The 12,334-nt window shown below is 68.3% G+C and carries 10 protein-coding genes; 6 read left to right on the top strand and 4 right to left on the bottom strand.

Going from position 1 to position 12,334, the window contains the following annotated elements:
* Positions 1-11: 11 nt before the first annotated feature.
* The 3 genes from OG878_RS06640 to OG878_RS06630 form a co-directional block, all read right to left on the bottom strand.
* Positions 12-851: a hypothetical protein gene (locus tag OG878_RS06640; RefSeq protein ID WP_328885909.1), complete on the bottom strand. Its 840-nt coding sequence runs from the start codon at positions 849-851 to the stop codon at positions 12-14.
* A 100-nt stretch (positions 852-951) separates the two neighbouring features.
* Entirely contained in the window at positions 952-1,215 is a 264-nt protein-coding gene (locus tag OG878_RS06635) for a hypothetical protein (RefSeq protein ID WP_328885908.1), read from the bottom strand.
* 222 nt (positions 1,216-1,437) lie between these two features.
* Positions 1,438-2,652: a helix-turn-helix domain-containing protein gene (locus OG878_RS06630; RefSeq protein ID WP_328885907.1), complete on the bottom strand. Its 1,215-nt coding sequence runs from the start codon at positions 2,650-2,652 to the stop codon at positions 1,438-1,440.
* 1,321 nt (positions 2,653-3,973) lie between these two features.
* Between OG878_RS06630 and OG878_RS06625 the strand changes: the two genes are divergently transcribed.
* The 4 genes from OG878_RS06625 to OG878_RS06610 all read left to right on the top strand — a co-directional run bounded on the left by OG878_RS06625 (position 3,974) and on the right by OG878_RS06610 (position 8,575).
* On the top strand, positions 3,974-4,588 hold the full coding sequence (locus tag OG878_RS06625; RefSeq protein ID WP_328885906.1) for a hypothetical protein: 615 nt from the start codon (positions 3,974-3,976) through the stop codon (positions 4,586-4,588).
* Positions 4,589-4,887: 299 nt separating this feature from the next.
* On the top strand, positions 4,888-6,438 hold the full coding sequence (locus OG878_RS06620) for a DUF6801 domain-containing protein (RefSeq protein WP_328885905.1): 1,551 nt from the start codon (positions 4,888-4,890) through the stop codon (positions 6,436-6,438).
* Between the two features lie 217 nt (positions 6,439-6,655).
* A complete protein-coding gene (locus OG878_RS06615) occupies positions 6,656-7,492 on the top strand; it encodes a PP2C family protein-serine/threonine phosphatase (protein WP_328885904.1) in 837 nt (278 codons plus the stop codon).
* Positions 7,493-7,549: 57 nt separating this feature from the next.
* Positions 7,550-8,575: an MASE1 domain-containing protein gene (locus OG878_RS06610; RefSeq protein ID WP_328885903.1), complete on the top strand. Its 1,026-nt coding sequence runs from the start codon at positions 7,550-7,552 to the stop codon at positions 8,573-8,575.
* Between the two features lie 115 nt (positions 8,576-8,690).
* Here OG878_RS06610 and OG878_RS06605 read toward each other — a convergent pair whose 3' ends face one another.
* Positions 8,691-9,623 carry a hypothetical protein gene (locus OG878_RS06605; RefSeq protein ID WP_328885902.1) on the bottom strand — a complete coding sequence of 311 codons (933 nt, stop codon included), beginning with the start codon at positions 9,621-9,623 and terminating at the stop codon, positions 8,691-8,693.
* Between the two features lie 870 nt (positions 9,624-10,493).
* Between OG878_RS06605 and OG878_RS06600 the strand changes: the two genes are divergently transcribed.
* A complete protein-coding gene (locus OG878_RS06600) occupies positions 10,494-11,483 on the top strand; it encodes an ABC transporter ATP-binding protein (RefSeq protein ID WP_328885901.1) in 990 nt (329 codons plus the stop codon).
* Entirely contained in the window at positions 11,480-12,331 is an 852-nt protein-coding gene (locus OG878_RS06595) for an MlaE family ABC transporter permease (protein WP_328885900.1), read from the top strand. Before OG878_RS06600 ends, OG878_RS06595 begins: the two co-directional genes overlap by 4 nt.
* Positions 12,332-12,334 lie beyond the last annotated feature (3 nt).

Here is a 12,334-nt window from a genome sequence, read left to right as displayed (position 1 = left end):
GGCCGGACGGGTCAGCGGATCAGCTCACGTACGGACGTCTTCATCCGGGCCACGAACGCCTCCCGTACCGGCTCGGCCACCCGGTCGAGCGAGAGATACGGATTGAGGTCCTCCAACTCGACGAGCAGCAGCTCGCCGTCGGCCGTTCGGCAGGCGTCGACCCGCTGGATGCCGTGCGCGAGGTCGTTCCACTCCACGAACCGCCGGGCGAACTCCAGATCCTCCGCCGAAGGCTCGTACGGCTCCAGCACCCAGCGTCGGTCGGTGTGCGGGGCGTACAGCGCGTACTGGAAGTCCCGGTCGATGAAGTAGAAGGACACCTCGTAGCGGAAGTCGATCTTCGGCTGCACGAGCACGGTCCCGTCCGGCTCGGCGCTCACCTCGGCCGCGAGCCGGTCCGGGGCGACGAACCGCAGCCCGACCGAGTCCGCGCCCAGCTTCGGCTTGATCACGTACTGCGCGGCCTCGGGCAGCAGGCCCAGGTCGCCGACCCGGTCCACGGTCGGGATCACCGGGTACTTCGCGGCGCTCAGATCGACCAGATACTGCTTGCCCGCCATGTCACCGCGCCCGGTCAGCGGGTTGTACACCGCCACGTTCCGATCGCGCGCGCGGGCACAGAACGTGTCGTACGCCTCCTGGTAGTGCAGGACCGGACCGCTGTTGCGTACGACGACGGCGTCGAAGCCGTCCAGCAGCGCGGCGGCGTCCCGCGGATGGCAGAGAGCGACATCGAACTCCTCGCGCAGCCGCGAGGTCAGAAAGATGTCCTCGTCGCAGTAGCGTCGGCCGCGCGCCTCATAGGCAAGATCGGTGACGAAGAGGACGGACGGGCGCGGACCGGCGGGCATGGCGATTCCCAGGGGGTGTGTGCGAACAGCGGATCGGCAGCGTTGCCGCCGTACATTCTCTCGCGGTCCGCTGCACCCCGGTCACCCCGGTCCGTCGCGGTCACCAGGAGCTTCCGGCACGCACCGCCAGCCCGGGGTGGTGCGCGGCGAGGATCTTGTTGGCCCGTGCCAGCTCGGACAGGGCCTGCTCGCGGTCGGCCTGGTCCTCGATGCCGAGCCGGGGCCCGCGGAACCGGCGGATCTCGCGGGCGGCGCATGCGGCGTCGATCTCCGCCTGCAGGATGTGCGACGGGATGCAGGACCCGATCAGCGCGGCGACCCGGTCGGGGATCGGCACCGGGACGAGGAGGTGCGAGGCGGTCATGGGGTTCCCTCTCGGATGGTCGACCAGGAGGTGGTGCTGGACGGCCGCCGTGTGGGCGGTCGCCTCCTCCTTATGTAACGGGACGCAGTTCCAGGTTTCTTGTTGAGTACGTCTCCGTCTGGCAACCGTTCAGGAGTGACCGGCTATTTCCCCTTACTCGTAAGTAAGTTGACACCTCGTGGGGCACGTGCTCGGGTCGGGATCCACTCCGCACCGCGTCGCTCAGAGCGGATCTTCGCCGCCTCGGGCGCGTAACTGCATCGCGCGGAGTACGGCCTCGGTCGAGAACCGGGATTCGGGATCGACGAGTTGCTCGCCGAAGATGGTCTCAAGATTGCGCATCCGATAGCGGACGGTCTGCGGGTGAACGGCGAGCAGTTCACCCATCTGGGCGGCGGTTCCGCGGGTGTCGAGCCAGATCCGCAGCGTCTCGATGAGCCGTTCGCGCCGGCTGGCGCCGATCTTGGCGATCGGGGCGAGCTCGCGCCGGGCGAGCTGGTCGAGGAGGACCGGGTCGGAGAGGAGCCACAGGGTGATGAGGTGGTCCTCGCAGAGGACGATCGGGGCATCGTCGATGATGCCGGAGTCGATGAGTTCGATGACGCGGCGGGCCCAGCGGAGCGAGTCGGGGGCGAGGACGGTCGGAACGGTCAGGCCGATGGCGGCGTGGGTACCCGGGAGCGCGTGGTCGAGCATGCGTCTTCGCACGTCGGTGAGCGGTCCCGGGACCAGTAAGTGCGGCTGGGGGTCGGTGAAGTCGGCCAGGATGTCACGGTCCGCGGTGAGCCGTTCGAGGTCCGCAGGTCCGCGCACCGCGACCAGCGTCACCTGCTCAGGGAGCACCCAGCCGGTCTGTTCGCACAGCTCGGCGATGGCGGTACGGGGTACCGGCGGGCCGGCGAGCAGCAGATGCAGCAGCCGCCGCCGCAGAGTGTCCGTGTGGTCGAGGGAGGCGGCACCGACCTCCATGTAGCCCTCACGGGACAGGGCTTCGAGCTCGTCGACGTAGGTGAACAGCGCGTCGGCGAAGCTGAGCATCATGGTGGGGGAGAGGTTGTAACGCCGGCCGACCTTCTTGGCCCGACGCAGCGCGATCCTGGCGCCGAGCCGGTACGCGCCCTGCAACTGGTCCAGGCTCCGCCCCTGGTACGCCTCGAACCGGCCGAACCTGCGACACATCTCGTCGCGCAGCGGGGAGGGGGCGGCCGGTTCGGCAACCTGGTCCACGAAGACGGAGATGCTCTGTTCCACGCCGACGCGAATGCCCTGTCCGTACGGTCCGTCGAGCAGTCGCGCGTACTCCGGGTACGCGCGGGTGATCTCCAGCCCGATCTCCTTGATCAGGCTGGGGAGTTCGGGGCGCACGAAGGCGGCGAACTCCTGCGGCAGTGGTCCCAGTGGTTCTCCGATGTCCGACGGTCGTGCGACGCCCGGCATACCTGTGCCCCCTTGCTCTCCAACGCCCGATGGGAGGTGGGCCATGGGAGAGCGCTCCCATGTGCCGTCAGGTGCGTACCAACGTGGGCTGTTGAAGATAGTCCACGCCGGGGCCCCTGCACACAGGCGTGACAGGACGAAATGCATGGGGCACGTATCGCCGTGCCGGGGCCGGGCCGCTCCCGCACCGGGTCTGCGGGGGGTTCCGGCGGCCGGGAAGGGGCGCGCAAGCAGGTCCGGAACGGGGCGACAGGAAAATACCGCAGTGCTGAGAATTACCTGCGGGGCCTCACCTGTAAAGGGCTGTTCGGCCGGAATCGGATGTCGCGCCGATTTCACGGGCGCGGTTTACGGGCAGTACCGGAGCAAAGCCGGGCCCTCGTCGTCGACGGCTCGGGCGCGGACCCGATTGCGCCCTGCGCCGCCGCCGGCTGCCTCGGTCTCGTCGGCCACGGTGACGTGGCCGGCTTCGGCGTCTCGTGTGCCGTGAGCACGTCGCCGGAAAGGGCTGTCCCGTAATCCCTGGTGGATCAGCGCGCGGCGTCGGATGCGGTGCATCGCAAGGCGGAGGAGCGTCCTCATACTGGGCGTATTCGGGCGCTCCGACAACGCAGCGTGGTGCCGCAGTTGGCGTCGTGCGCCCGCCAGGGATCACGGGACAGCCCTTAGCCGCGACGGTGCAGGCATCGGTGCGAGGCACTCCCGACGGGTGCCGGGCTCACCGGCATGGTCCCGGTCGCCGGTGCCGCACGGGCCGGTCCTGGCCGAGATTCTGCGCACCAAATGATAACTGCGCCGAGTGAATTAGTGACGTGCGGATGAGGAATCGAATGCCGCAAGAGAATCTTGGCCGACAGGATTGCGCTGGATGTTTCTCGTAAGTAACGTCACGGCCTGTCACAGATTTTGATGTGGCCGAGATTATGCGTCTCCCCTCGGCGAAGTGGTTCGTCGTCGTGCTTCCTGCCGTTGGGCAGCGATGGAGCGCGTCCCCGCGAACAGTGCCACCCGCATTGTCGAATCGGAGGAACTCACTGTGCGTAGTACTCGCAAGAAGATCGCCGTCCCCACCGGCGTGGCTTCCGCGGCCCTCGCACTCGGCGCCGACAGGAAATGGGCTGACTCCGTACAAGCCAGAGGAATCCCGAACTTTCCCCCTGCAGGGCTGGTTACTTGCTCGTAGCGTCCATCCGCAGGTGAGGAGCAGGGCCGCTGATCCCGACTTCGCGGCAGTCCGAATGAATTCGCTGTTGTGCCTTTCCGGCCTCATTGCCGGGCAGGCGATCCATCCGTACGTACCGATCCCTGGAGGGGATGCATCGTGCGCACCATCGCCAAGAACACCGCCATAGCCACCGCTGCGTTCGTCGCGGCGCTGGGCCTTTCCATCTCGTCGGCCTCGGCCACGGCGCAGTCGACGTTCACCGTCTCGCCGGGCGGGAACTGGAGCGCCACCTCGACCAATACGGAGCTCTCCGTGTCGGGCAGTGTGCTGACCTGCGACACGTCGACGGCCTCGGGCACGCTGCAGAGTGGCTCAGGCCTCGCCGGGGACGGGATCGGCAGCATCACCGGCATCACCTTCGGCTCCGGAGACCCTGGGGACTGCAGCTTCGCCGGAATCGACTTCGACGTGACCGCGGCGAACCTTCCGTGGGCTCTCAACGTGTCGGGTCCGAACGCCGGCGACCCGGACGCCGTCGACGGCTCCATCACGGGTATCAAGGCAAGCATTTCCGGCACTCTCTGCACCGCGACCTTCGAGGGCAGCGTGACCGGTCTGTACAACAACACCACCCACACGCTGAGCCTGGACGGCGGCGGCACCCTGGCCGCCACGGCCGCCAACTGCCTCGGCCTCATCAACGTCGGTAACCACGCGTCGTTCACGGGCGACTACGTCGTGACCCCGGCGCAGACGATCACCGTCGACTAGTGCTGTGACCGGGAAGGTTTGCCGGGAAGCTCGCGGCGTCCGGTGCGGCGCATCGCAAGGCGGAGCATCGCCCGCGTACTGGATGTACTCAGGTGATGCGACAACGCGGCGAGGTGCCGTGCCGGGCGGCGCGAGCCGGTGAACCTTTCCGGTCACAGCACTAGCAGGCGCACGGACGGCGCCCCGTCGTCACCGCGCAGTCACCCCGAGCCCGCCGCCGAAGCCCCGACTTCGGCGGCGGTCCGGTCGTTTCCCGCACCGCACCAGCACCACCATGACGAAGGGGAGACCAGAGCGACATGAGAACGAAGGCGAATCCCGTCGGCGCGCGGCACCCCGCACGCCTGGCCGTGATCGTGTCGGTCGCGCTCCTCGTCGGCCTCCTGGCCGGACCAGGGTCGGCCGCGAACGGGAGTGGACCGGACACTCCCTATGACTACGCCTGCCGACTTCCGTCGGGAGCGGGCACGGCGAAGGTCGTCGTCTCCACCAGCTTCCCGAAGGAAGGGGAGGTCGGCCGGCCGTTCTCGTCGGGTGCGGTGACGGTCGACGTCGCGCTCGCGCACGACGCGGTCGCCTCCCTCCTGCCCGCCGGGACGACGCACGTGCAGAGCACCGCGACCCTGGCCGTCCGCGTCGCGCACAACGGCCGTACCGCCGACGCGACCTGGTCGGGGCTGGTGGCCCCGACCACCCCGGTCCCGTCCGAGGGGGATGGACGGCTCACCCATGCCGGGGAGGTCCCCTCGGTGACGGTGGCCACGCCCGGCGATGTCACGCTCACCGCAGGCGGGTTGACGCTGGAGCTCACGCCCGTGGCGTCCGATCAGCCGACGGAAAGCCCACAGGCCGCGGAGAGCCCCGGAGGGACCGCGGAACCGGTTTCGCTGGCCTGCGAGCCGACGCCCGGGCAGACGGGACTTCTGGCGACCGTTTCCGTGCCGGGCAGCCGTCGGCCGTCCCCGGGCGCGTCGGGAACCGGCGAGCCGCGCGGCCCCGGCGACCTGCCGGGCACGGGCATTCAGGTTCAGCCCAGGGCCGAGACGCCGGGTGGTGAGACGACATGCTCGAGCGACATCCCTGAGGGTGACCCCGATTCGTCCGACGCCCCACCGCCTCCGCCGGGGGGTCCGCTCGGTGTGACGAAGCTGCCCTTCACCTCCGTCTGTGCCTACGCGGTGGGCCTGGCGACTGTGCGCAAGCAGAACGGGGCCATGATCATCAACGACCCGGCGAAGCACCCTGCCCTGATGAATGTCTGGGCGAACAAGTTCGTCAACTCACGGTCGCGGAATGCTCCCGGCGGGTTCTACGGCCGCAACGATTCGATCGGCTCGCTGAAGCTGCCCGACGCGGAATCCACCTTCCTGAGCTTCGGCTTCACGCCGGTCACGGCGAAGGTGTCGTTCGACAACGGCCCCGTCTCCATCTCCACGGGGACGATCGGTGTGAGCCCCAACAGGGTGAACTTCGCTGTTGTTTCCCTCAAGCAGTCGCTCCGCATTCATGACGTCAAGGTGAACGGCACCCCCCTGGACGTGGGCGACGAGTGCAGGACCAGCGCTCCGTTCAAGGTCGTCCTTCGGGGCAGCTTCGGTCCGAACGGAGCATCCGGCACGTATCTCAACGTTCTGGCCGGCGGTCTGCTGACCGGGAGCATCGACATCCCCGCGTTCGCCGGCTGCGGCACGCTCGGTGAAGACCTGGACCCCCTGTTCACGGCTGCGATCAGCGGACCCGACAACTACCTCGTCATGAACCAGGCGGCCGCTTGCAGCCCACCCGCTGCGCTCCCCAACGGCTGCCCCCCGGCCATCGCCCCACTCCCCACCACCTTCCCCGCTCCCTGAAGGGCTGTCCCGTAATCCCTGGTGCGCCCGCCAGGGGTTACGGGACAGCCCCGGGCAAAGGTACGTAGTCGTAGCAGCCCGGAAGCGCGTCCATATCCGCCCGGACGACGGGCTCACGCAGGTGGGACGGGCCTGTCCCGGGGAGAGGCCGTCCGGCCCGCCCGTGCGAAGAGAACTAAGGTGGTACAGGGACACGTGAGAGCGCCCCGGAGGGGCCATGCGCGCACACCGGACCAGCCATCCCGACAGCACTCAAGAAGCCCTGCTCACCCTCGGGCGTCTTGTCGACCAGGCGCTGGAGCGGATCAGGATCCAGCGGGCTCGGGTGGAACTGGCCATGGCCCTGCAGCGTCATCTGCTCCCGCCACGCCTTCCCCAGATGCCCGGACTGGCCATCGCCGCCCGCTACGCCCCCTCGCGCGACGGCCTGGATGTGGGGGGCGACTGGTACGACGCCTTTCCGATGATGAACCGGTCGGTCGGGATCGCCATCGGTGACGTACAGGGCCATGACGTGGAGGCGATTGCGTTCATGGGGCAGGCCCGCACCAGCCTGCGGGCCTGCGCCTGTTCCACGACCGACCCGGGCGAGGTGTTGAGCCGCGCCAATGATCTGCTCATTTCCATGTGCTGTGGCCTCTTCGCCACGTGCTGCTTCATGAACTTCGACCCGGCGACCGGCGCGCTCGTCGTCTCCCGTGCGGGGCACATTCCGATGGTCTGGGCCACCACCGACGGCCGCTCCGGCATCGTCCTCGAAAAGGGTGGTCCGCCCCTTGGCATCCTGGCCGGAGAGACCTACCCGGTGACGCGGCGACGGCTGACCGAGCCGGGTTCGTTGGTCCTGGTCACCGACGGTGTGGTGGAAGGGCCGTCCTGTCCGATGGAGGAGGGGCTGGAAGAGGTGGCCCGGCTGGTGCGCAAGGGGTGCGACAGCGATCCGGACGAGCTGGCCCACGACGTGATCGCGGTGGCCGAGATGACGGGCCACTCGGACGACGCCGCCGTGCTCGTCGTCCGGTATGCCGGTCTCCCCGGGCACTGCGAGGATTGAGTACACCGCTTCTTCCCCGGTGCGTCCTGGCCGGCCGGCCCTTCCAGGTGGTGTCTCATGGCTGCCGTGGTGACCGATCAGAAGCTCCGGCGCAGCGCCGCTGCAACTCTCCTGGTCCTGGCTGTCGCCGCCGTCTACTACGGGGCTGCCCGGCTGGGCCTGCTCGAGCAACTGGTGCGCGGACAGGTCACGCCGCTCTGGCCCCCGACCGGCATCGCCGTGGCCGGGCTGCTCGTCTTCGGACTCCGGATCTGGCCGGGGATCGCGCTCGGCGCCTTTGTCGCCAATGTGGCCATCGGGCCGACGATTCTCACCGTTCTGGCCATTGCGGTGGGCAATACGCTGGCACCGCTCTGCTCCTACATGCTGCTGCGGCGTGCGGGGTTCCACAACGACCTGGACCGGCTGCGCGACGCGCTGGCGCTGGTCTTCCTGGGGGCTCTGGGCGGGATGCTCATCAGCTCCACCCTCGGTAGCAGCGTGCTCGTGCTCTCCGGTGCCGTGCCCGCGGGCGATTTCTGGTCCACCTGGTCGGTGTGGTGGACGGGGGACGCCATGGGCGTACTGGTCGTCGCACCGTTTCTGCTGGTCCTTCGCGGGGCGCGGTGGCCACGGGGTGTGGCACTCCGGCGGTGGGCCGAAGCGGGCACCCTGCTGATCGGCACCCTTGCGGCCACGCTCCTGGCGACCGGCAGCCGGAGCGCCTCCCTGCTCTTCCTCGTCTTCCCGTTCCTGATCTGGGCCGCGTTCCGGTTCGAACGCGCCGGCGCTGCGTTGTGCGCACTGGGTGTCTCCACGCTGGCGATCCTGGCCGCCAGCCGCGGGGAGGGCCCGTTCGCCCATGAGGACCTCTTGACCAACATGGTCACGCTTCAGGCCTTCAACGGGGCGACAGCGCTGACCGCGCTGCTGCTCGCGGCGGTCATCACCGAGCGGAACCGCACCCATGAGCAGATCAAGCGGCTCTGCGCGCGGCTCAACGACGTGGTGGCGGCCCTGCCGGACCGTGCGGTCAGCGACCAGTGGCAGACGTCCGACGACCCCGAGGACCCTGGCGGCCGGGCCGACGACGCGCAGCCGTAGCTCCGGCCCCCGAGCACAAGGTCTGTGTCCCGCGTTGCGGCCGTACGCCCTGATGGGGCCACCTCCACCAGGAGCGTGGTCCCACCATGTTTTCCCGTGCCGCACCCGGCAGCGCCTACTGGGCCGCCGAGTGCCAGTACTGCGACAGCAGCCTGCCGGCGTCGGGCGCGGCGCTGCCGGCGTCGTTGATCGTCGCCACGTACGTCTGGGCGTTGTTCAGGACCACGTTGTTCTCGCCCTGCGCGGAGGGCAGTCCCGTCTTCAGGTTCACCGCCCAGTTGAGCAGGCCCAGCCCGCAGCCACTGGCGCCGGGTACCGCGTACGCCGTGTCGGTCTGGTCGGCACCGAGCAGGCTGATCCGGCCCATGGGGCCGGCCGTATCGGTGGTGCCGTCGCCGTCGAACCGCTGGTCGCTGATGGCCGGGCGCGTCAGGTTCTGGGGGCGGAGCAGGATCGGGTCCGAGGCGGAGCCGATGTAGCACGTGGTGCCGAGGAACGGGTTCTCCAGGTGGATCCGTACCGGCAAGGTGATGATCGGCTTCCCGGTCGTGGTCCCCGCGAGGAGCTGGAAGTCGCTGGGGTTGTTCACCGACTCGATGGTCGCGGTCACCCGGTTCAGGCTGACGTCGGTCAGCTGATTGCAGATCCCCGTGATCACCGGAATGTCGCTGGGGCACATCAGCCCGAGCAGTCCGCCTGGTATCTGCGCGGAGTCCGCGACCAGGGCGCCGCCCTGGGGCGCGACCACTGTGGTTCCGCCGCCGGGATGCGTGACCACACCGACCTGCAGGTCGCTGCCGCCGACCGGCAGCAGGGTGTTGCCGAGCTTGATGGAGCCGCTCGCAGAGTGCGACGAGACACAGACAGGGGTGTCCGTCGCCCCGTCCGCGGCCAGCATGGCGGGGGCGTCCACCGGGCAGCGGGTGAAGGGCGCCCAGTTGCCGTTGAGGCTCGTGGCGGCGGTGGCCGATCCGATGGATGCGAAGGCGGCGAGTGCCGTGAAGGAGGCCAGCAGCCCCGCACGCGCCCGGTTCGAACCAGATCTCATGTCTTCCCCTTTTAGCGTGACGGGTGAGGAGGTCATGCCTGTGCGTATGCGGGTGCCGGGGTCCGGTGTGCGAAAAGCGCATGCGTCTCGCCATTCACCGAGCCGTGAGGTTACTGGCGGGAAACACGGACGCACAATCCCGTCGCCCGAGAATGTCCAGCCGTATGTGACTGTTCCTCCCGGGGTGAGTGACGAGTGAGTACGAGACTCCGAATCCTTGTCAATCTGTGCGCAATTCCGGTGCATGCGACATGTCTCCGCCGTTGCCTGCGCCGGATGCGGAATATGTCATCCCGCTTGTGTGTTCCTGCCGGTCCGGGCGGTGGGTGCGGCGGCAGGCGACCGCAGTTGACGGCTCGTCGGCCGGCCCGGAGAACTTGTCACTTGCGGATAGGTTTCCCGGCTTCATTACTCACCCGCTGCAAAGAAAGCGGTGGTGCGGCACGGGTTCGCGAAAACTTGGAGAACCGGTATTGCGAGCCAGGTTACCCGGCCGTAACGTCGCCCTCGTAAGCAACTCGGCCGTTGCGTCCGGAGATTGCTCGTCCGTCAGGAAAGGAGTCCTTGTCGTGGCCCCCCGCGCAAGGAGTCCCTGCCCGGGAGACCCGGCCCCGAACCTCCACACGGGGTGACGCTCCCACACCGGGGCCGCACGGCTCAGGCCCCCTGGGCCGTGCGGCCCCGGCCTGCGCCGAATGGTGCGAGTACGCAGTTCTTCACAAGGTTTGAGCGAGAGTTTGTCACCGGATGACAAGCGGGCCCGTTTTTCATGAATTGGCTGCTCAAGGGCTTGTCCTGGCGGTGGTGGTGAACTTAACGTGCGCCCCTCGGTGCACTTCTGTCACTTCGTGAGTGCATGCAGGAGGTGGGATGGGAATCGAAGTAGTCGTCGAGGGCCTTACCAAGTCGTTCGGCAAACAGAACATCTGGCAGGACGTGTCTCTCACACTTCCCGCCGGCGAGGTAAGCGTCATGCTCGGGCCGTCCGGCACCGGAAAGACCGTGTTTCTCAAGTCCATCATCGGCCTGCTGAAGCCGGAGCAGGGGCGCGTCCTCATCAACGGCGTCGACATGGTCAACAGTCCCGAGCGGGACATCTACGAGACCCGCAAACTCTTCGGGCTCATGTTCCAGGACGGTGCGCTCTTCGGATCGATGTCGCTCTTCGACAACATTGCTTTCCCCCTGCGCGAGCACACCCGCAAGAAGGAATCCGAAATCCGGCGCATTGTCATGGAGCGGATCGACATCGTCGGGCTCCTCGGGGCCGAGGGGAAGCTGCCCGGCGAGATCTCCGGCGGCATGCGCAAGCGCGCCGGCCTCGCGCGGGCGCTCGTCCTCGACCCGCAGATCATTCTCTGTGACGAGCCGGACTCCGGACTCGACCCGGTGCGCACCGCCTACCTGTCCCAGCTCCTCATCGACCTCAACGCGCAGATCGACGCGACGATGCTGATCGTCACCCACAACCTCGACATCGCGGCGACCGTCCCCGACAACATGGGGATGCTGTTCTGCCGCAATCTCGTCACCTTCGGCCCGCGCGAGGTCCTGCTCACCAGCGATGTGCCGGTCGTCTCGCAGTTCCTCGCCGGACGGCGCGAGGGCCCGATCGGCATGTCCGAGGAGAAGGACGCGGCAACGCTCGCAGCCGAGCAGATGAATGGCAACGGATACGGACGCGTCCCGGGCCCGCGCACCGTCGTGCCGCAGCTGGAGCCCTCGCCGGGGATGCCCGTCCGCCAGGCCGTCCTGCGCCGCCGCGAACGCGTCGTCGGGATGCTGAGCCAGCTGCCGGAGGCGGCACGCACGGCCATCATGGAGAGCTACACCCCGACCGCCGGCGGTGCACGCCCATGACCGCCGACATACCGGTCCGGCCCGCGCAGCCGCCCGCGACCGAGAAGCCCGCGCAGAGCCTGCCGGTCCACAGACCCCCGACCCGGCTGCTCTCCCCCCTGCGCGAGACCGGAAAACTGTTCGCGCTCGCCGTGACCGTGGCCCGCTCGGTCTTCCGAAGGCCTTTCCAGGTGCGGGAGTTCATCGAGCAGTTCTGGTTCGTCGCCAGTGTCACCATCCTGCCCGCCGCCCTCGTCTCCATCCCGTTCGGCGCCGTCATCGCGCTCCAGGTCGGCTCGCTCACCGAGCAGCTCGGTGCCCAGTCGTTCACGGGTGGCGCCAGCGTCCTCGCCGTCATCCAGCAGGCCAGCCCGCTCATCGTGGCGCTGCTGATCTCCGGTGCGGGCGGCTCGGCGATCTGTGCGGACCTCGGGTCACGGAAGATCCGCGAGGAGCTCGACGCGATGGAGGTCATGGGCGTCTCGCCCATTCAGCGCCTCGTCGTCCCGCGGGTGCTGGCCACCATGTTCGTCGCCGTCCTGCTCAACGGCCTGGTCTCCGTCGTCGGCACGCTCGGCGGCTACTTCTTCAACGTGATCATGCAGGACGGCACCCCCGGCGCGTATCTCGCCAGCTTCTCCGCCCTCGCCCAGCTGCCCGACCTCTACATCAGCGAGTTCAAGGCACTGATCTTCGGATTCATCGCGGGCATCGTCGCCGCCCACCGTGGACTGAACCCCCGGGGCGGCCCCAAGGGAGTCGGCGACACGGTCAACCAGTCCGTCGTCATCACCTTCATGCTGCTGTTCTTCGTGAACATGGTCCTCACGGCGATCTACCTCCAGATCGTCCCCGCGAAGGGGAGCTGACCG

The sequence above is a fragment of the Streptomyces sp. NBC_00316 genome (assembly GCF_036158715.1).
Classification (GTDB): Bacteria; Actinomycetota; Actinomycetes; order Streptomycetales; family Streptomycetaceae; genus Streptomyces.
Note: the sequence above shows the minus strand (reverse complement) of the source record. Positions and strands in the feature narration are given on the sequence as shown.